This is a genomic window from Microbulbifer maximicatervae (SeqCode) (assembly GCF_056231245.1).
The window spans coordinates 1789956-1811037 of record NZ_CP174334.1 but is presented as its reverse complement, the minus strand read 5'-3'; the positions used below and the strand labels follow the sequence as shown (position 1 = coordinate 1811037).

The window sequence follows — 21082 nt, the reverse complement described above, 5'->3', positions numbered from 1 at the left end:
AAAGGCAAATACATTTTATTCACCATTCTATATAACTCACACAACAATTACCTTCTGGGTAGCTTGCTGCCCAAATCAAATATTTTCACATCGTTAAATTCACACTATTAACTTCAAATAGAGCTGATGCACCAACAATTAAAGGCATCAATACTTACACCAAATTCTGAGATGAATTAACACGGAACCAAAAGAAAAACAACGAACGTATTTCCGGACATCCATCAAAGAAGCATACTTGGTTTGCGATATCCAACTACATTACGAGCACAAATCTATAGACCTCAATATCGAACAAACAATCTACTTATATAGCACCAGTTAGTACTATCATCAAAATTAATTGTAACCTCTTTCCCTGCTGCCGCTCCTGCCAAAGCTGCACTAAACATCAATTTTAGCCCTTGTTGTGTAACACCATTCTCCCCCAGCACCACCCAATGGTGCTTTGGGTCATTACCATTAATACAAGCACTAGAATCGTCATCAAAAGTTACAACAAACCGACCATCCCCGTGAGGGTATACTTTCGTAATCGTTGAAGTAAACCAAACCTCCTCCGCAACTGCAGGAAATGAAAAAACAATTAGAAAAATAAAAGCATTTAACCTTAACATACAACCGCCCTAAACCCAGAAACTAAAAGCCAAAATAATTTACTGAAAAACCCCAACAAAGGCTGCGGGATTACAAGAATTACCGTACGCTCCACACCTTGACCATTTACCTACCAAAAGCCTATGTATTTACTAAATACAAAGCGAAAAAAATAACAACGCCTTGTCAGTTTTACTATATAGTTAAAGACTGCTCGCAAAATGCTAGCACCTTGCGAGTACAGCCCTCAATATTTAACAAACAATCTATTTATATAACAGGTGCTACTGCTACCATCAAAATTAATTCGAACTTCCTTCCCTGCTGCAGCTCCCGCTAAAGCCGCACTAAACATCAGGTTTAACCCTACCTCAGTCACACCATTCTCCCCAACTTTTACCCGATGGTACTTGGGGTCAATACCGCTTGGACAGCCGGGAGAGTCGTCGGCAAAAGTTATAACGAAATGACCATCTCCATGGGGATATACCCTTGTGATCGTTGAAGTAAACCAAACTTCCTCCGCAACAGCAGAAAAAGAAAGTAAAAACAAGCAAATAAAAGCTTTAAGCCTTAACACACTATCACCCTAAACTTACTAAATAAAACTAAAACAATTTACTTAAAGATTTCAATAAAGGCCGCGCGATTGCAAACTGAAGAGTCCTCATAGCTATATATAGAAATTTTTTTACCAGTGGTCAGCGCTGTAAGGGCAGCAGCGTAAGCCCGATTATGAATTTCCTAATTATTCCCTGCATTACCTGCCACTGATAACGGAAAGGTTATGGGCTCACCGCTACACAAGCCATTACCATTAGCAGTCTTCACCGTAAACGACATACCGTTTGCTGCGGTATTTGCGACTGCCGTAATCTCGACACTTTGGGCTATATATCCGCTGGAAGCCCATCCATTTACCGAACACAGGGCGAAAAATTATAGCAACGCCTTCTTCATCACAATATTTCCTTTTTCTAAAGTTTCAACTTAAATAAAAATTTTTGCATACTACCACCATTCCCAGCACATTTATATCAATTAAGATTTATTGAACTCTAAACAACACCGTCGATTTAGCAGTAATTAGATAGACCCACTATCAATCTGCGCGGTGATACAAGCTCATTAGAATAATATACTAAGAAAGCCAGCAGGTATTCATACATCGCACCCAGGAACCATAAATGGAGAGCACATCTATATCCTGGGAGAAGCATAGAATTTATACCCACAATAGCTCCTCCTATACAACGACTGGCAAACCCAATTCTATTTGTGTGGCAATCTCGGAAAGGCAAGTAAAGGTCCCCGACCGCCTGTTGGTAACGAGCGTCTAGGTATGCATAAATGATTATCCTTTCAGCTGGATCACTACTTGGAACTGGTGAACTGGAGTGGTCGACATTTAGCCCCAGAAAGCGCGGCACCATTTATGGAAATACTCCCCCTACTCTTAAACGGCTAGGCATCTCACCAAAGCACCGGCCCTAACCCAGCCGAAACTTTGAAAGCCGCTTCAAACGCCTAGCGGGAACAGCAGGAGCTGTTCGACAAGACTGGATCCTTTTCGATAAACGCTGAGCACAAAGTATAAACGATTGCCGGTGCTCCCTTTCTAGCACACCCTATTAATTTACACCCAACACCCTAACACTACCCCCTTCCGTTTTGATCCAACCCCTCCATTTCAAGCCTGAAGGAAGCTCCCTGTGACTTCATAGCACTTAGTACTGAATAAAATAAAACAATTACTAAAAATCGACCACAGCAGTTTGCTGGGGCTTACCGAGCAGGGGTGCCACTTCCAGTCTTTTCCCGTTTATCATGGCATGTTGGATTTCTGGATTGGCTCTTTAAACAACTCTTCATCCATCAGAAAAATCAGGACTCTCAGCTTTCTTTCAATCGAAGATGATAAACTCCTTGAGACCAAACCTCCCCCCATGACTGTGAGCAGGAAGAAAACTGATCCTCCCGAAACCATAGGGTCACCTCCTTTCCTGTCGCATGTGCAGTTGTTAGAAGGGTTAAAGCTGCCTTACAAGATTCTTCAGCAAACTCACCCACGGTCTCAGTAACCCTGCAAACTCCTACACTATAAAAATTAGTATCTCCAGTACTATCTTTTATACTAGCGTGAACATTTCCATTTGCAGCAACTTCTACTGTAGTAACATTGCCAGTACAGGTCTGGCCAGCAGAATAAGCGTTAACAGAGGCAAGAAGACACCCAAGCAATAAGTAATTTCCGTTATTCAAAATTCATCCCCAAAATATATATTTTCATCAGCATTCATCATAGTGAATTTATTGAGGCTATACGCCTCCAAATTAACTAAAGATTTATTATTTTGATTTTATATTACTATAGGTTTTTGGTAAACCACAGGCTCATAACAATTCATAGGCATACCAAGCATCGATTAGAATTCTCACTCAACCCCCAAATCAAACAATTCGTTACCGATTCATAGGGGGCACATCAAGCAATCCGATATTGCACTTACATAATGCAAGCGGTTATACACAGCCACCCTAACAAGCACCATATTAAAATTCCGGAAAACAACAAACAACCCCAATAAAAATGCACCCACCTTAACCCCACTTACGAAAGACAAAGAAATATTTATAGCTTCCCCGTTATATTACCCGCCACCAATAACCGCCCACATGATATCCTTACCTCAAAAATCACCACGCACGGACAGCATACATAATAGAAACAACGCAATAAGAGAACTCAAAACTAAGAAAAAAGATTAAATTAATAGCAATGATGCAGCCTTAACCATTACTTTCCTTATGACCAACTAAAAACTAGCGCCCCCATACCTTTGCGACACTATATCTCACATTAGAAAGAAAAGTACTTCTGCACAGTTATGAACCACGCTGAAACCCAGACTAGCACCTTTTGGGAAAGGCTATTCAAGATTTCCAGCATGGCCGAGCGTTCAGTTCAGAAAGCCTCACCAGATTACAATGAAGGAAGAAAGTGCGAAGAGTGAATTAGCCTAAAGCAAGAAGACTTATTGGATATCAGCTGGTACAAGCACAGCCTAATGAACCTATCATCACTAAGAATCTAGAGCTTAAATTTTATAGACGAGCCTAGATGCATCGAGAATGCACCTAGGCCGATAAGCTTATTTAAGCAACTTAATATGTGCTGCTCCACTACATATTGAGCTGTCAGAATAGCTATATATGCTGACTCTTTTCCCGGCAGTTAAGGCTGTAATGGCTAAGCTAAATGCTCTGTTATGAATACCTTCATCCCCGCCTTCGTTGCCTGCAGCACCAAGAGGAAAACCTATTGTTGTATCTTCACATGGATAATTTCCATCACCATCAGTCACAACCACTGAAAAGCTTTGGCCATTAGAATTGGTATTTGTAACAGCTGTTACCTCAACATCTGTAGCAATCCAACCTTTATCTGCAACTGCCTGCATGGAAAGCGCCATTAAGCTAGTGGCTATAATTTTCTTCATCATTACTTCCAGTGTAGTTTCTTAAATAGAAGTGAAAATCTTATTATTCTTGCCGGACAAGGTCAACTTGACTGCCCGGCGAGGTGGCTTATCTACCCCTAATCGCCACCAAGAAAACTAATGTTCTACTTAGCACAAACCCGCCTTCCAATAAGCTTACCCAAAGGAAGCGAACAGCGTCTACTTCTAGTTATTCAAAATATAAGAAGTCTCGACTAAATCACTACTTGGAGCTTATAGGCTGAAGTGGTCAACACTTAGGTTCCAGAAAGCGCGTCTCCATTTCTAAGGACGCCCCCTATACTCGAACGCCAGGGAGTACCACCAAAACACTGGTTGTATCTCAGCCGTAATTTTGAATACCGTTTTAATGGCCTGACTGGATCGCGACAAGCTTGCATCAAACTCGGGAAACGCTGGGTACACGGCATCAGCGATCGCTGACGCTACCATTCTGGAGCACCCTGCTGATTATTTTCTCCATCCCTAGCTACCCCCACTCCTCTTGGCTTTTACCTAAAGCCTCAATTTTTAAAGCCAAAACCTAATTCTTGCTCCTTTCAACCCACGGGCGTCCAGAAACACCTTCCACATCTCACCCAATTAAAACTAAGTTATAATCTTTCTAAAAATGAACTTAATGTTGACGGATTGGTAGCAGGGCTCACCAACCAAAAACCAATGCTTGAGAAATAAAAACAATCTTAGTTATAAGCGCCATGGAATTGAAACAAGGATCAAAGGCTTTCTCGAACCTACATGCACAACCAAGCAGACTAAATAGATGGGATGGCAAACGATATAAATTTGCACCTGCTAGCGCAGCGTAGTCAAAGTATTGTATCATACAGCCTCTACACTAACACCTTTATATTTTTTACAATTTACTACAAGGAAATCAAAATGAGAATTTTGGTAGTGATTTTGCTGGGATTTTATTCCGCATTCAGCAATGCTGAGTTTACTTATTCAGGAAAGATTTCCCAAATTCATACAGGCCCCCAATATACAAGCTCCGAAGATGAAGGAAAAGTCTTTATTGAAACTGAAGACGCTCCAACCGGAGAAGTAGCCTGCTCAACAAATACCAGTTTTTCATTTGCTTTCATAGGAACCACTGAAGAGGGGAAGATGTATTTAAGTATTCTTTTATCAGCACTGGCAGCAGGAAGAGATGTGGTAATAAAGAGCACAGATGACTGTAGTATTTATTCAAATGTTGCTGATTTAAGAAATCTGTCTATACATTAATTTAAGCAGCAAAGACAGGTTAGCATATTGATGTACTGGGGGATGGCTACTTCACCATCCCAATTAATACTATTAAAGTCACCTTAAGGCTGAGCGGGCTCAGTTCAGGCGGTACGACAACCTCGGTAAACTCTTAGTACAAGGTATAACCGACTAGTTACACTTTCTTATGTGGAACTTTTGAACCAATACAGTCGGCATATAGTCTCTAGAAAACGCGGTGCTATTGCCGGCAGCGCTCTTCCTGCCCACGAGTGATTGGGTATCAATTCCAAGCACGGGTTTTACTTCAATCAAAACTTGGAAGGCCGATTTACAGGTTGGGCGAGTTGAGTAGAGGCGGTGGAGAAAGCCAGCAGCCTCTTGCATTATACTAATCGCCCTTCAGCTAAACTTCTACTTAGATATAGAGCCCTACTTTTATTGCGAATACGCAAATACCCTCTAACTAGAATTTTCTCACCATTGAAGCTGGATGGGCTATTTATGACCTAAATTACGAAAACAAGCTTTACATGATTCAAACCACACCTATTCAAAGCTACCAATCCAAAACTTATAATTAAGAATCTACAAAAAATTACCGTGAAACCTTCCTACAACTTTCAATCTATGGGTGCCCCATGCCCTATTCATAGATGAATAGGCCATAAAATATAGGCACGAAAATAATCTTATTGGATTTTATTCAGTTTGTTTTAGTATCAAAGCTGCGTAGAATTGACAGATATTTATCGATATTTTGGCCGTAATTGAGTATGCCTGAATAGGCTCGCAGCCAAAAGATCAAGAAACCCAAGAGTTTTCTAAAACCCATCTCTCAAAGAAGAACGGTAGCGTGACGTAAGAGTAAGTAAAAGGCGCTGACCCAAGGTGCGGACACACCAGGGGCCAGCTAACCAAATTGATATCATACCTATCAAAGTGGCTCAGTGGATAATACGCTAGAAACCCGCTCGTCTTCAATAAAGTGGAGCAGATTCAGAGGCCTGAAGAGATTCTTCAAGCCCTGGCAGCGTTGCGTCTGTCTTTTCTTATTCTACGCTTACCGTTCTCGTGCACCGCCCTTCACTTCTGCCAGCCATTACTTATCAAGCATCCCCCATGCGGAAGATCCGCACACGATTTTAGTTTCTGTAGGAAATGACCATGTTGATTTTAAAGCGCCGGACCGGCGAGAACTTAAGAATTGGAACCAATATCTCAGTTACGGTGTTGGAGGTTAAGGGCAATCAAGTGAAGATAGGGATCAATGCCCCCAAATCCCTGCCTGTTTACCGCGAAGAGATTTATATGCGTATCAGAAGGAGTGGCCAGTGAGAAACTGAATATGCCGAAAGGACTGCCCTTTCGGCTGGATCACTATTTAGAACTAGTGGACTGGAGCAGTCGACATTTAGACCCCAGGAAGCGCGGCTCCACTTCTGAGAAGGCTCCCCCATACTCGAACGCCTGGGTATACCACCAAAATACTGGCTGCATCTCAGTCGTAATTTTTACAGCCGTTTTAAAGGCCTAGTGGGTTCAACAGCAGCCGCTCAACAAGCCTGTTTCCAGTTCGATAAGCGCTGAGTGTAAGCGACTGCCGGAGCTTCTTTTCTACCACACCCGGCTAATTTACACCGGTTTCCCAACACCTTCCCTTCTGCTTTAAGCCAAAATCACTATTCCGAGCTCCAAGCGAAACTCTTCAGGACCTCATGACGCTAAGCTCTGAACCAAGATGAAATAGCGGCTAAAGATCGACGCCAGCAATGCTGCTAGCGCCTCTCTCCAATCTATAGGTGTCTAGATTTGTCTACCTATGGGTGCTTGTAATCATCAACGGATGAGTCCAACTTTAAAAAAAAACGCAACGCCCGATCAAACTCAGGCAAATCAATTTTTAAATCTCTCAACATATAATCATCAACCCAAGCTAAGCTATATGTGGTCTGAAAGGAAAAGTAAACCTCACCAACCTTAACCTCTATGATTTTACATGTCGGGTGCAAACCGCCATCTACAGACTTTGTATAATCACCACTATAGAACCCCTCCTTTAAATCAAGGAATCTGTCCTTCAATACTGGGGTTGCAGGAAAACTCTTTCGCAAGATCTCCCCGCTCTCAATCCAAGCATGCATTACTCTATCATCTTTTATCGCAACAAACTGCCCATCAAAATAACCATAATCTGCCATTCCTTGCTCAATCAAGATATATGCATCAGCACCATTAAACTCTCCCAGTAATTTTCTAAATTCTTGCTGTACATTGGGAGACGGTAAAGTTCCCCAGTTTTTTTTGCAATCATTGAAAACGTCCGCAAAAGTAATCGGACTTACTATTAGGGTAAGTAGAAAAGACCACCGTAACAACAAGGCCAGCAGTCGCTCTGTTAACCTAGTCAACACTTTGTAATCCTTATTAATGCGGGGGTATCGCCTGACCATAACTATCTCTTTGCCAAGTTTTCCTAATCTCATTCATCGCACCGACTGTATCGATCTCCCACTGCTTGTCAGTACCATACTTTTCCGTAGAAACTCGATATTGCCGTAAAACACCTTCACCAAGTTCAACACTATGAATAATCTCATGAAAGAACACCTCCCTAAATGGCATTTGCACTTTTAGAGAATATTCATTTTGAGTTCCCCACACCCAAAGATTGCTTGCCTGTCTTTGATTAATCAAAATTACCGATGGCATTCCATCCTCAAAAAAACCACTTCCACTCGGCACAGGAACTACTTGTGTTTCACCCTGATGCATAGCAACTATTACAGGATGATCAATATTTGCAAGCCGTTGCATCCATGACGAGGCACTAGTTGTGTTGTATAGGGCACTATTTGAATTAAGTTCAGATAACCCGGCATTTATTTCTTGCCTTAGCTCACCTGGGACATTCCCATAAAAGTTAATAGTACCGTCTTTACAACCATCCGATACTTCGCACAAGCCCTCATATATTCTTTTCCCAAGGAAACGTACCGCATCAACATTCAACGAATCTGAAGCCCTAAAAGATGAATTCGGACCAAATAAGTGTACGGAAATGGATCTAAGGACTGAGCCATCAAACCCACCACCATTCTGATAATCACCCTGTGCCGAATACTCATAGAATTCAACACTATCGTTGTTATCCCTGGCAAAGGTCGCAGAAGAAGCCCCCTCCGGTGACTGGGCACCCCCTGCGCCTTGTGGAGCCCAGAAACCTTCATGGTCCGGATTCTGACCAATACTAAAACTATAATTGCCATTCGAATCAGCACCAACCTGGCAACGAGAGCTACAGATATCATACCAGAGCTCTTTAGCATCCTTCTTAAAATCCCCCCAGCTGTAATAACCGGTAGGGTCAGTCAAGGTCAGGGGATTGCCTTTTACATAGCTATAGCGGTTATAGCCCTGGGTATCCTCAACTCCATCAATCATGGGGTCCGCTTGCAGGAAGCGACCCAGATTGGGGTCATAGATACGGCCATTCATATGGATAATGCCGAGGGAGTCCACCATCTCGTGGCCGGTAAAGCCGTGAGTGGTGATCTCGTTCAGGCTATCCATCAGCTGGTAGTTGCTACCGATCAGGTCACTGATCTCCAGGGAGTCCCAATCGCTATCGCGGCGCTTACCCCAGGGATCGAAGGCCATACTCTGGCTTTCGAGCACACTGCCATTTTCATCCAGCACCACATCGGTAGAGCCAATATGGTCTGTGAGCAGATAGCGTTCCGTTAGGGATTGCTGCTCATAGGCACCGTTGGTTTCGTAGGTAAATACGGCACCGCCGGGCAGGTAGCGCTTCCAGTGGTAGCTTCCTTCAGACTGATAATGAATCCGCTCTACGCCACCCAAATAGAGGGTGGTAACCACCTCACCGTCGGAGCGGGTGTCGACACGCTGATAGCGGGCGCGATCCGGGCCATAGGTAAAGGCGGTGCTGTCACCACTCTGCGTATTGGTAATCAGGGACGGCTTATCGAAAGTGGTGTAGGTGAACGCCCTGCCGGTGCTGTCGGAAGTCAGGTTGCCATTGCTATCGTTGTAGGCGTAATCCACTCCGGCTGCTTTGGTAACCGCGTGGGGCTTGGCACTTTCATACAGATAGGCTGCACCATCTTTGCTGAGGATATTGCCGATACTGTCGTATTGATACTGGGTGCCAGTAGCGTCGGAGTTACAGCTACTGGTGCTGGTGGTATTGGCATTAACCTGTAACAGGCGGTTGAGGTTGTCGTAACAGAAGGATTCCTTCTTGCCAGTACGCTGGTTATTGCGGCTTACCAGATTGCCTACGGCATCCCAGCCGTAAGCCATTTGCTGAACGGTAGTCGCAGATGCGGAATTATCGGCCTTTTGCGATAACAGGCGTCCGGTGGCGCTATCGTAACCATTGTTGATACGCACTTTACCGCTATTAATGTCGGAATCCGTTACCTGGCCACGGCTATTGGAGCTAAGCACCCGGTAAACTTCACGCCCGGTATTCAGGTCGGTGACATATTCCAAAGCGCCGGTATTGGTGTAGTGCTCCTGGATACCACTGGTGATACCGTTTGCACCGTTGGACACTTCACCATCCAAAACATCGTACTGGTATTGGGGCCGGCCGAAGCTATCGTACCCCACACTTGACGCAAAAAACTCTTCATTCCCCACAGTGCCGAGGCCTGTTGCCACAGCGGTCTGCTGCCCCAGGGAGTTATATGAATAGATCGCACAATAGTGGGATGTGCCGGTATAGCACTGCTCATCATTGGCACTTGCTGACATGACGACAGCAGTCACTTTGCCGAGCGCATTGGCAACCGAAACACCAGCAGCATCTTTATCGTCGTAGTACCAACGGGTATGCCCCTCTTCACTGCCGGCGGCTGTGTAGTCGGTGCGACGCTGTGGGCGGCCGTAGTGATCGTACTCAGTGACCGTGCGCTGCTGTTTGCCATCTTCCTGCTCAACCAGGTCACCAAACGCATTGTAGGTGTAAGTCCAATCGCCCTTATCCGGGTCGGACATGGCCACTTTGCGGCCACGGGCATCGTATTTGGCGCTAATGGTAATACCCAGGTTTTCACCGGAGCGGCCGTGACTGATAACCTCTGTCACATTACCTACCGGGTCATACTGATATTCCACCGTGCCTTGGTAGTGATCCAGGATATAAACCGCTTCACCCAAGGCGTTGGTCTTTTTCGTGCGATTCTGGCTACCTGGGCTGGTGCTGGTGGAAACCACCAGATTATTTTCCAGGGTCAGCTCGGAATTACTCACCGTATTGCTATCCGGCAACTCTACGGAGGTGATTCTGGAGTTCAGGTCGTAGTAATTGGTTGTCCAGTATTCGGCAACGGTGCCCTTGGTATAAGGTTCACTTTGTCGCTCAACCCGGCCCAGTTCGTCGTATTCCGTATCGGTAACAATAATCTGGCTTTGGGTGAGGCCCGTGGATTCCTGGCGCAACTGGCGACCGAGCATATCGAAATAGGTCGTGGAATAAGCCCCTGTTTCACTGGTGGTCAACACATAGGTGGCGGCATCGCTATGACTACACTTTGAACCACTACAGATTCCATATTCGGTAGTTACCGAGGGAGCACCGTCCGTCGCCCTGTAAGTTTCACGCCCAAAGGCATCATATTCATAAGTCGTGGTTACATAGCTAGAAGCCGAGGCATCCAGGTAAGTTCGGGTCTTGGTGGGTAACCCCATATCATCGCGACTCACCACTTCAGAGAGTAAGCGATTATCAGAATCTCTTACCTTATCGACGTAGCGCTTATCCGCATCATATTCTGAGTAGCTTGTACGACTCGGCTCTGAGGCTTGCTCAGTTGCTTTTTTAGTTGTACTTAACCGATTTGCATAATCGTCGTAGGTGTAGGTCGTCGACAGCTTAATTTCAGCGGCGTCCTCACCACTGTATTCGGGCTCAATATGCTCTGCTTTTAGTAAGCCATACTGACTTCCGCCCTCCGGGTAGTACTCAAAAGATACTTCCCGAGTCTCAACATCACTGCCGCGAGTAGTGGTAATTTTAGTGCTGGTAACCCGTCCTTTTTCTCGGTACCAGGTCTCTCCATCGAACCCATTCTCTTGAACAACTTTTTGTACTACACCACCTGCAGCATTTTTGGTGCTTACCGTGGACTCTTCGAGATTGCCATAATCATCATAAGTGTTTTCAGTAAGCACGGTTTTGTACTTACTACCTGCGGCAGCGCCATCACTCTTGAGCAAGTAGAAAACTTCAGTAGATTCTTCGGTATACGGCCAATAGGGCGCTGTAGAGCCTCCACGCTTGGAGAGCGTATTGGCTTGACTATAGAGCAGCTTACCTTGAGGCGTGTATTTCTTAACACTCAAAGGCATCCCGATATAAGGGAATTCTTGAGCGAAAGTTGTTGTGGTATACCCAGTACGGCTATCTGTCGTAGTTATTTTTTCAAAACCCAAACTACCGCGACCACCGCCCTGGAAGCGCAAGCCTTCATACTTATAGGTTACTTGCTCAGTATTATTGGCGCTGGAAGCCGTGGGCATGGAAAACTCAAGCTGGGAGACTATGTAGCTGGTTCCACCAATATCAAATACGGGAGACCCGTAATCCAGCAGCGCAGCTCCCTGCCCTTTTACATAAACACTCGTATCCGTTAGCGGCTTATATGTGAAAGTGGATTCTTCGCCCAAACCACCATTTACCGCTTTAATAACATTGTTAGCTGTATAAGAAGCATTTGGTGCATAAAAGTTTACGTAGTGGTTGGTTGTGCCATCATAAATTCGTGCGTACTCCTGGAATCCATCGCCATTTAAATCGGCATAAGTTGCATGAATGCTATCACCAGAGCCAGCCGATATACTTGTTTCAATGACGCCATCAAAGCCGTTGCCATTCCACAACTTAACTTTTAACTGATCTCCAGGCCAAACGATATCGACAAAACCATCATGATTAAAATCAACCAGCTGAACTTTTTTTCCTGTAATTTCTGGCAAGGAAATATAGTTATCCAGGTCGCCATCATCCGATAAGGCATAAGACCAATCATCATTTTCATCCTTTAGGATCATATCCGTCAGGCCATCGTGATCAAGGTCTGCGGGAAGCCAAATATAGTTATGAGTATTAGCCTCCTCCTGGGTGGAACCTGAAAATGTACTCGTTGAAAGAGTAATTTTTCTCCAGTCTCTATAGGTTTTAATGCATTTACGAGTAAAGGGCACTAAAAACTCTGTACGACCATCCCCATCGGAATCAATAACCTCCATAGAGTGTAAATCACCAATCTCTATAGAATTTTCACAAACTTCGCTTGTTGAATTATCCGGTACAGCAATAGACTTACTAGGGCTGGTTGGATAGGAAACCATCCCGTTATTCCCTCTTTCAGCATAATAGAAGCTGATACCCTTTTTATCGGTATCCCGGATAATCAGATCACCTAGTCCATCACCAGTAATATCGGATAAAACACTTTGTGTACCCGCACCGGAAGGAATGATCACAGTTGCTGTCGAAGAAAACTTAGTGCCATCAAACAATCTTACGGCCCAACTGTTATCTTTCTGTCGATGAATAAAATCTAATTGACCATCACCATCGTAATCCAACAGATTCCAGTCATAACGTAGGTAGTAATAGGCTCTTATTGAATGGTTGGTGTCCTGAACATCCCATTTCTCGCCATCTGATAAAGCAACCTGCAGGTATCGCTCTTCATCATCGTTCTTATAGAACCAAATGTAGTCGTCCATTCCATCGCCATTTAGGTCCGCGACACGCCCAGGCTGGAACCTATTGGCATTGGAATGGAACTTTATTTTTGTATACTCCGTGGGATTAAATCCTGGAGCATCTACCACCTGCCAATCAAATGTAGTGGCCGCCGAACAACTATTTCCAACACACTGTTGGATACTGTACAGGCGACTTAGGGGAGGGTTTTCAGTGCTGGGCGACTCATATAAGTAGCCAAGGTTATACTCCCTAAAGCTAGCGCCATTATTAGTAATAGAGACTGCCTTAAGGCGACGTTTCAATGGGTAATCACCCACCATTAGGTTCGCGGGAACAAAGTCCAAGCGGCTTTCGTATTCAAACTGAATAACTGCATTTGCTTCAGAGCCTGCACCAAAAGCATACTCTATGCGGTCAATCCTGAAGCCACTACTATCTTCTATGTAATAGTATTCTATGGCGTTATTGCCCGAACTATCGTAAAGCTTATCGAGAACAAATGAGTCGCCGCCATTGTTAATAGTGTAGTAAGCGGTCTCACCACCTTTGGTCGTTACCTCAAATCCTGTAACACTGCCGCTGCCAGTAGCCTTAAAGCTGCGAAAGTCATTTAGTTCGGATGCATAAGTAGAATTAACGGATCCGTAGCTACCACCAGTGACAACCAAACGCTGCCCATCAACACAAAAGCGGTCTTTTTCACCAAGCAACACCTCTGAATCATCATGTACCAATGTACGATGGCAATAACGGATAATAGACAGGCCAGAGATTCCCCAACCTAACCCCATTAAGCCATTTCTACCTTGGCTGGAATAACCAAGGGACAGCTCGGGAGCATGACCGCCTGAACCTTGCGGAAGTTCTAGCTGTAAATTATAGGTTGCAGCTCCGGAAGGGGAGACTGCTGCAGCACCTGAGAGACTGCCAGCAATATTTGCACTTTCCAGCTCAGGTTCAATAAGTTCAGTTTCTGTAGTAGGCATGCCAGATACTGATAAGTAGGCGGTATCCGCTACTAGATTACTTCCAGATTCAATAACGAGATCATCCGCCCCATTACTATTGATATCATCAATATAAATACCGTTGCTACGATCGTTAACTAACTCTGCTAGAGTTTCATCCCTTAGGTCATCAGCTCCAGAGGGGTAGCTAAACTGATTAACCCCATAAACAATAAATGGGAACTCCCCGTCTAACTCACCTCGAAAAAGAAAATCAACCTGCCCATCATTATCAAAATCACCTACAAGGTAATCCGTCCCTAGGGTAAGCTGAACTGCATCAGCCAAAAGGGTTTCTGAAATATTGTCATATTCTAGATAGTGAGTATCGGGTCCAAACCAGGGCTTAACCTCCGAACCATATATAGTAAATATTGGGTTTGGTGGCAGCGTAATAGGAGTAGCTATATCTCCATGTAAAATAAGAAGCCTTTTGCTACTGTAAAAGTGATAATCCAAAAAACCGTCACTGTTGTAATCACCAACAAAAACAGCATACCCATAATTGTCCAGGGAAAAATCTAGGGCTGATACAGGCAAAGAAACTTCAACTTCTTCAGACTCCTGCCCGCTACTACAGACATAATTTCCAGTTCCGTAGGCACTAAATTTGCACGTCTTTACTAGAAATTCAATCGATCCGGTGTGCTGCAGATCAACACTAAGAGATTTCGGCTGATCAGCATCTACTTCATCTAAGTCCTGCCATTCACCGGCATTCACACGAAACTCTAAATCGTAGTAGTCAGCACCAGAAACTGAATTCCAGGTGAGATCTATTGAATCTCCGAGCGTACCCACTGTATCACTGACAGAAACACTGGAGGGGGATGATAGGGCTTTGAGTACTTCAGTGCTGCCACTGTCAGTTAAATTCCACCCTAGATCTGTTTCATCTATCAGGCGAACTGTAATGACATAATTATAAATCCCCTCTCCGTAGCCACTTACCTCAAGGTCATCTTCCCTTGTAAGCGTTACTTTTCGGATTTGCCCTACACCTTGCTTTGACTCAACGATTTCTGCACTGTCTATGAATGACCAATCAACTCTAACGGTATAATTACCAGTTGAGGACTGCGATGGAACAGAAATATAATTTTTTGCAGTTGCAACTGCGCTAGCTGCCATTAGGCATATAATTACTGCGAAGCGGGCTAGCCAACTAGAGCGCGCCCCACCAAATTCTGCCCATGAAACACAACTCTGCACAAAAACCCCCAACCCCAGCAAAAATTAACACTTGACGACAAATTAAGCGTTGAATGACAGTCTCTTATTTATTAGTTGAGACCATATTGACGAAAATACCTTAAGGAAAAGCATTTCATCTTGATATCCGCAAACCGCGCGCGAGCCTACCAGACTAAAGAAAAGAATTCTACCGGGGGAATGTAAAGATTGACCGAGCTTCAGCTATATAATTGATTTAATAAAAGAAAATAACAATCAATAGCCTAAAGACAAGGCCGCCGACATAAGGAGGGACTCTTTGGGATAAGTGAAAAACTTAAACAATATAAAGGCCAGCTCTATAAGCACTTCAACAAAAATATTAAACAGAGGGTGATTAATTCAAGAGGCGCCTAACACAAACCCGCAGATACCCTGACACAAATTCTTTCAGGTCCCCGGGCCGTAAAAAATATTTATCAAACCCGCTCAAAGATTTATGATACCCTCAACACATACGCACTCAATTGCAATCTGGCCTTTTAAACTACCCCGAAATAACTATGAAACTAAAAAAATCACAATCGGCATCCTGCTTTCCTTTATATCCACAGCCACAATCGCCGATTCCGGCTTTATTGTGCAAGGCGCCACAGTTACTAAGGTCTCATCAGGCGGAGAGAGTACTTTTGGGTTTAATGTCTCCGGCGGAACAGGGATTTGCGCCGACTCACGAATCAAATTTGATGTGACCGCGGTTAACAATAGTGTCGATGCAATGAATAGAGCCTATTCAGCATTAACTGCCGCATTAGTATCAAATAATAAAGTTGATATTTGGGCAACCGATACTACCGATTGTGATACTGCCTCATCTGTTGACATTCTAAGCTCTTAATCTTGGGGCCTCTGAAGCAGGCTGATCCTAACTGTACGCCAGGCGCGGCCAGTAAAACCTAGCTACAAGCCCACCCCAATCATAGATTATAAGAATATTTTTACTTATTGATAAGAACGAATATATTCCGGCCCCTTAACGGTGTCGCCCCATATTCCCAAATCAACCGCACTGCAACTACCTACATCTAGGTATTTGAGTTTTACTGTTTTTTGCGCAACAGCCGCGGCCATTATTGCAGAGACCCAAATTTTGCAGACCTCAACACTAATCTCATCATATTCTTCTTTTACATTACACATCCTTTGCGATTCATCAGAGCTATTCCTGATAGCAAGCCAAAAGCCATAAGTACATTTTTAAAGCTCACAAGAAAAGCCCCTTATATTTAAACATGAAATAATATTTAAATATAAGTAAATAGTCGATATGTAAATGGCCAAAAAAATAAGCTTTACTCGGCATTAAACTTTTTAAATAAAAATATAAAGAATAAAACTAGGGAAACTTCAAGTCATATTTATGAAAATACCAAAGAGTAGCCCGGCTCAAATCCCGGGCGCTCTAAAAAGCCAACACCACCTCTAACAAAAAATCTCCCGCGCCCGACTCGGTGACACCACCTTTCGCCCAGTCTCTTCAGCTACAGCCGCAAGAGCCTCAATCAATTGACCATTCCCTGAAGTCCGCTCTCCTCCCGGCAAGTAAAAGGTATCTTCAACTCCAGTGCGCAAATGGCCGCCCAATTCTGCAGTCTTGCGATGCACCGGCCAGATTTCCTCACGGCCGATCACTGTGCTCTGCCATAAGCAGCCGGGCTTCATATATTTTGGAATAATCTCCAGTAAATTGGGGTCGGCAGGCATACCTGAAGCCACTCCCATCACCAGGTTGTAGTTGGGCTTATCCACCATCCCTACATCCGCATACATTCCCACAGAGCGAACGATACCGATATCAAAGCACTCAAATTCCGGGCGGGTACCGGTCTCCCGACAAACTGCCAACAGCTCCTCTACCTTATCAACCGGGTTATCAAATACCATGGGTGGCCAAGCCCAGGTGCCGTTGGATCGCGCCTTTAAATAGTTCAGGCTTCCCGCATTACAGGCGGCAATTTCCGGCTTACCGGCACGCACACAACTCAAGGGGCCTTGCTGATCCCGTCCGATAGTGCCAGTTGAAAAATTTAGAATAACGCCAGGGCATTTATCGCGAATTGCATCGGCAATTTCCAAGGCTATTTGCGGGTCCCAGGTGGGTAAATGGCCTTTATTTTCCTCTTGCGCGCGGAAATGAACATGCATAACGGAAGCCCCCGCATCGTAGGCTTCACGGGCGGATTCCGCCATTTCCTTGGGGGTTACCGGGACCGGGTGCTGCTGGGGGTTGGTAAGCACTCCGGTTAGGGCGCAAGTAATCACCACTTCATCAGACATCGCTGGCTCTCCTGAATTATCTTTGTTAAGGCCGCTGTTTACAGGGCTATCCAGCGTGTGCGCGTCGCTCCGACAACACCAACTGATCGTAAAAGGACCAGAGCGAGTGGAAGAGCTGATTCTGGATAGTGCATCGACAAAATACAGCACCAAGCGCTTGCTTGGTTATACGAGACTATCATAGGGCCCCCGCCAAGGCACCTTGTTTCCCCGGATTCATCTCGGCAGAATGCGAAAAAACCCAATAAGGAAGTAAGTACCTCATGAGCGAGACTATCACTCCAACCATCGCCCCTTACGGCAGCTGGAAATCTGCAATCAACGCAGAACTTCTCGTGGAGGGCAGCGTTCGCCTGGCAGAAGCCAATTTAGTAGATGGCCGCTATTACTGGCTGGAGTCCCGCCCGTCTGAAAAAGGCAGGAATGTACTGGTGCAGTATTGTCCAAAAAATGGGCGCAGAGATCTCACCCCCGCCCCTATCGCCGTACGCACCAAAGCCCATGAATATGGAGGCGGCAGTTATCTTGTTTACGGTGACACCGCCTATTTCGTACTGGCAGAAGATCAGCGCATTTATCGTATGAAGCTCGACAATGCGATCCCCGAAGCAATCACCGCAGAAAATAGCTCCCGCTACGCCGATCTGATTATCGACCCCCTGAGAAATCGATTAATTTGTGTCGAGGAAGATACCAGTGGCCACCAACAGGGCGAGGAAACCCGTGCGCGCATTATCGCGGTAGACCTAAACAACCCACTGGCAAATCCGCCGACAATCCTTCAAGAAGGGGCAGACTTTTATTCGAACCCAACTCTGAATCCGGCCGGTGATCGACTCGCATTTCTGCGCTGGCACCACCCTAACCTCCCCTGGGACGCGACAGAACTCTGTATCGCCAAACTCGATCAGGCGGGAGATATCGGTGAAGTCACCCAAGTAGCCGGCGGTGAGAATGAATCCGTCTTTCAGCCCCAGTGGTCTCCTGAGGGCGAACTCTGCTATGTCTCTGATCGCAACAACTGGTGGAACCTATATAGGCTGGGACAAAGCGACCCCTTGTGGGAAAAAGAAGCAGAATTCGCCACTCCGCAGTGGGTATTTGGAATGTCCACTTACGGCTTTATTAGCCCCACAGAAATCCTCTGTACTTACACCCAGAATGGCACTTGGCACCTTGGAAAGGTCGACATAAAAAGCGGAGAGTATCAAACTCTTCCCCAGCCTTATTGTGATATCGAAAGCCTGCACTGTGAAAATGGCAACGGGGTGATGATTGCCGCAGGTGCAGAGAGTTTTCCCGCTGTTATTAGCTTTAACCAAAAGACGGGTAAAACGGAACAGATTGCCAGTAGCAATAGCAGCTCGCTGCCAACCGATTTGTTCTCCATCGCTCAAGCCGTCACTTTCCAAGTGGATAATCGCGCCGTACACGGGTTTTATTACCCACCCCACAACCCCAACTTCCAAGCACCTAGTGGCGATAAGCCACCGCTGATTGTATTTAGTCATGGAGGCCCCACCGGCGCTACATCAGCAGGCCTCAGCCTGAAAGTTCAATACTGGACAAGCCGGGGATTCGCCATTCTGGACGTAAACTACTCCGGCAGTACCGGCTATGGCCGCAAGTATCGGGACCGCCTCGCCGATAAATGGGGTATCTATGACGTGGAAGATGTCTGCGCCGGTGCAGAATACCTGGTAGAAGATGGGCTCGCCGACCCCAATCGCCTGCTGATCAAAGGTGGTAGTGCCGGCGGTTACACAGTCCTGGCGGCGTTAACCTACCACGATACCTTTAAAGCCGGTGCCAGCCATTATGGAATTGGAGAGTTGAGCAGCCTCGCCAAAGACACCCACAAGTTTGAGTCCCGCTACCTGGATAAACTGGTAGGGCCCTGGCCTTCCGCAGAAAAAGTCTACCTTCAGCGCTCCCCCATTAACGATGTGGAAAAGCTGAATTGCCCTGTGATTTTCTTCCAGGGCATGGAGGACAAGGTAGTACCACCCAACCAAGCCGAAACCATGGTGGATGCCCTGAGGGAGCGAGGTATCCCGGTGTCTTATATTACATTTGCCAATGAAGGGCATGGATTCCGCAGCGGCGACAGCATCAAGTTGGCCCTGGAGGGAGAGCTTGAATTCTACAGCCGCATATTTGATTTCCCGCTCGCGGAACCCGGCCCGGGAATTACCATCGAAAACCTATAATTAAATAATATTGTATTAGAAAGAGATTAAAAAAATACTATGGGAAGATGGAGACCGCCGCGTCCACGCGGCTCCCGCTACATCACCGCAGAGGGCGCGCAGCGTATGCGCGCCGAAGTTAAGCACCTCTGGGAGGAGGAGCGCCCCCGGGTAACCCAGGCAGTTAGCGACGCCGCCAAGCTGGGAGATCGCTCGGAAAACGCAGACTATATCTACGGTAAAAAAAGACTGCGGGAAATCGACAGCCGCGTGCGCTTTCTCACCAAGCGCCTGGAAGAGATTACTGTTGTAGATCGAATACCGGACGATAAGGAAAAGGTTTTTTTTGGCGCCTGGGTAACACTTGAAGATGATGAGGGCGAGAGTGTTTGCTACCGCATTGTGGGACCCGATGAATTCGATGTAAAAGCAGGCTTGATATCCATGGACTCCCCCGTTGCCCGTGCTTTATTAGGGCGCAAGCTCGATGATGAAGTAGATATTCGTCAGGGAGAAAAGTGGAAGACTTTTTATATTACTGACATTCGTTACGAGGAGTAGTTTCGGCCTCCAGAGCCTATGAAGAGGTCGTACTTATAGAACTAAATACGACCTCTAAACAACCAAGCTGAGATAGTCATTATCATAATTTTACCAATCCATGCCGATACTTATACAACGCTTTCTCCTCCTCATAGTTTAATCGGCGCCTTGACACAGCCAGACAACACAAGATGTTTAGTAGTGGAAGTAAAAATATATAAATGGAAATCCCCCCTAAGCTCACCCAGATAGAGACGATCACCCCACTCAATAACCCAGGAATCACGCGGTAGGATGCTGTAACAGGCCGCCCCATAAACTTAACGAGGATACCGGCAATAAATCCTGGGATCACATAAACATACAAAGGGATAATACTGCGGGCAAATGAGAGTAAAACCAGCGTACTAAAAGTACCTAACAACACCGCGAATATCGAGAGGGGCATACTCTGCTCTTTCAGTAATCTCTCAATCAAAGAATGGTACTTACTGGTATTTAATTCACTTTTAGGGGCTTTATAAATATCATTCATAGGGCTTGTACACTTTCAGGGTCCGCCGAAGTGTGGCCATAGTATCTCAAGTCACCGTTTACCAAAACACTAGATGAAAATAATCTAGAATCGCTTACAAATACACGAATTGAAATGTGCCCATAGAAAATGCGATTTCAAACTTCACAAGTACAACCTGTTACTTATTCTGCTTATCATATCGAAGCCATCAGACCGCGCAAGAGTATCCATCGCCACCA

Annotated in this window: 13 protein-coding genes and 1 pseudogene; 5 read left to right on the top strand and 9 right to left on the bottom strand. The window is 45.3% G+C overall.

The genetic code is table 11. The features are described 5' to 3' along the window. Window positions 1–284: 284 nt before the first annotated feature. The 5 genes and pseudogenes from ACJJIS_RS07815 to ACJJIS_RS07795 form a co-directional block, all read right to left on the bottom strand. On the bottom strand, window positions 285–617 hold the full coding sequence (locus ACJJIS_RS07815) for a response regulator receiver protein (protein WP_475709927.1): 333 nt from the start codon (window positions 615–617) through the stop codon (window positions 285–287). A 227-nt stretch (window positions 618–844) separates the two neighbouring features. Then, window positions 845–1177, bottom strand: coding sequence for a response regulator receiver protein (locus ACJJIS_RS07810; RefSeq protein ID WP_475709926.1), 333 nt, complete (start codon window positions 1175–1177; stop codon window positions 845–847). A gap of 38 nt (window positions 1178–1215) precedes the next feature. Next, a pseudogene (locus ACJJIS_RS07805) lies at window positions 1216–1527 on the bottom strand (DUF5992 family protein). A 963-nt stretch (window positions 1528–2490) separates the two neighbouring features. Then, on the bottom strand, window positions 2491–2859 hold the full coding sequence (locus ACJJIS_RS07800; RefSeq protein WP_475709925.1) for a hypothetical protein: 369 nt from the start codon (window positions 2857–2859) through the stop codon (window positions 2491–2493). 890 nt (window positions 2860–3749) lie between these two features. After that, the gene (locus ACJJIS_RS07795; protein ID WP_475709924.1) at window positions 3750–4097 is read right to left on the bottom strand and encodes a DUF5992 family protein; all 348 of its coding nucleotides are present in this window, start codon (window positions 4095–4097) and stop codon (window positions 3750–3752) included. A 903-nt stretch (window positions 4098–5000) separates the two neighbouring features. On the opposite strand from ACJJIS_RS07795, the gene ACJJIS_RS07790 reads away from it, so the two are divergent. Further along, window positions 5001–5348, top strand: coding sequence for a hypothetical protein (locus ACJJIS_RS07790; RefSeq protein WP_444958005.1), 348 nt, complete (start codon window positions 5001–5003; stop codon window positions 5346–5348). 1149 nt (window positions 5349–6497) lie between these two features. Then, window positions 6498–6668: a carbon storage regulator CsrA gene (gene csrA, locus ACJJIS_RS07785; RefSeq protein ID WP_475709923.1), complete on the top strand. Its 171-nt coding sequence runs from the start codon at window positions 6498–6500 to the stop codon at window positions 6666–6668. A gap of 482 nt (window positions 6669–7150) precedes the next feature. On the opposite strand, the gene ACJJIS_RS07780 is transcribed toward csrA, so the two are convergent. Both ACJJIS_RS07780 and ACJJIS_RS07775 read right to left on the bottom strand, forming a co-directional pair. Continuing rightward, window positions 7151–7744, bottom strand: a complete 594-nt coding sequence (locus tag ACJJIS_RS07780; protein WP_475709922.1) for a hypothetical protein — start codon at window positions 7742–7744, stop codon at window positions 7151–7153. A gap of 13 nt (window positions 7745–7757) precedes the next feature. After that, window positions 7758–15215: an FG-GAP-like repeat-containing protein gene (locus ACJJIS_RS07775; RefSeq protein ID WP_475709921.1), complete on the bottom strand. Its 7458-nt coding sequence runs from the start codon at window positions 15213–15215 to the stop codon at window positions 7758–7760. A 541-nt stretch (window positions 15216–15756) separates the two neighbouring features. On the opposite strand from ACJJIS_RS07775, the gene ACJJIS_RS07770 reads away from it, so the two are divergent. Continuing rightward, window positions 15757–16155 (top strand): DUF5992 family protein, encoded by a 399-nt coding sequence (locus tag ACJJIS_RS07770; protein ID WP_475709920.1) that lies wholly within the window; start codon window positions 15757–15759, stop codon window positions 16153–16155. Between the two features lie 584 nt (window positions 16156–16739). Here ACJJIS_RS07770 and ACJJIS_RS07765 read toward each other — a convergent pair. Further along, entirely contained in the window at window positions 16740–17594 is an 855-nt protein-coding gene (locus tag ACJJIS_RS07765; RefSeq protein WP_475709919.1) for a beta-keto acid cleavage family enzyme, read from the bottom strand. A gap of 263 nt (window positions 17595–17857) precedes the next feature. Here ACJJIS_RS07765 and ACJJIS_RS07760 point away from each other — a divergent pair, with 263 nt between their 5' ends. Further along, window positions 17858–19804 (top strand): S9 family peptidase, encoded by a 1947-nt coding sequence (locus ACJJIS_RS07760; RefSeq protein ID WP_475709918.1) that lies wholly within the window; start codon window positions 17858–17860, stop codon window positions 19802–19804. A gap of 39 nt (window positions 19805–19843) precedes the next feature. Then, window positions 19844–20344: a transcription elongation factor GreB gene (gene greB, locus ACJJIS_RS07755; RefSeq protein WP_475709917.1), complete on the top strand. Its 501-nt coding sequence runs from the start codon at window positions 19844–19846 to the stop codon at window positions 20342–20344. A gap of 82 nt (window positions 20345–20426) precedes the next feature. On the opposite strand, the gene ACJJIS_RS07750 is transcribed toward greB, so the two are convergent. After that, window positions 20427–20861, bottom strand: a complete 435-nt coding sequence (locus ACJJIS_RS07750; RefSeq protein WP_475709916.1) for a hypothetical protein — start codon at window positions 20859–20861, stop codon at window positions 20427–20429. Window positions 20862–21082 lie beyond the last annotated feature (221 nt).

Coding starts and splice junctions, on each gene's coding strand:
- ACJJIS_RS07795 (WP_475709924.1), bottom strand. CDS start 4,097: ATGAAGAAAATTATAGCCACTAGCTTAATGGCGCTTTCCATGCAGGCA.
- ACJJIS_RS07770 (WP_475709920.1), top strand. CDS start 15,757: ATGATACCCTCAACACATACGCACTCAATTGCAATCTGGCCTTTTAAA.
- ACJJIS_RS07790 (WP_444958005.1), top strand. CDS start 5,001: ATGAGAATTTTGGTAGTGATTTTGCTGGGATTTTATTCCGCATTCAGC.
- ACJJIS_RS07760 (WP_475709918.1), top strand. CDS start 17,858: ATGAGCGAGACTATCACTCCAACCATCGCCCCTTACGGCAGCTGGAAA.
- ACJJIS_RS07775 (WP_475709921.1), bottom strand. CDS start 15,215: ATGGCAGCTAGCGCAGTTGCAACTGCAAAAAATTATATTTCTGTTCCA.
- csrA (WP_475709923.1), top strand. CDS start 6,498: ATGTTGATTTTAAAGCGCCGGACCGGCGAGAACTTAAGAATTGGAACC.
- greB (WP_475709917.1), top strand. CDS start 19,844: ATGGGAAGATGGAGACCGCCGCGTCCACGCGGCTCCCGCTACATCACC.
- ACJJIS_RS07815 (WP_475709927.1), bottom strand. CDS start 617: ATGTTAAGGTTAAATGCTTTTATTTTTCTAATTGTTTTTTCATTTCCT.
- ACJJIS_RS07765 (WP_475709919.1), bottom strand. CDS start 17,594: ATGTCTGATGAAGTGGTGATTACTTGCGCCCTAACCGGAGTGCTTACC.
- ACJJIS_RS07750 (WP_475709916.1), bottom strand. CDS start 20,861: ATGAATGATATTTATAAAGCCCCTAAAAGTGAATTAAATACCAGTAAG.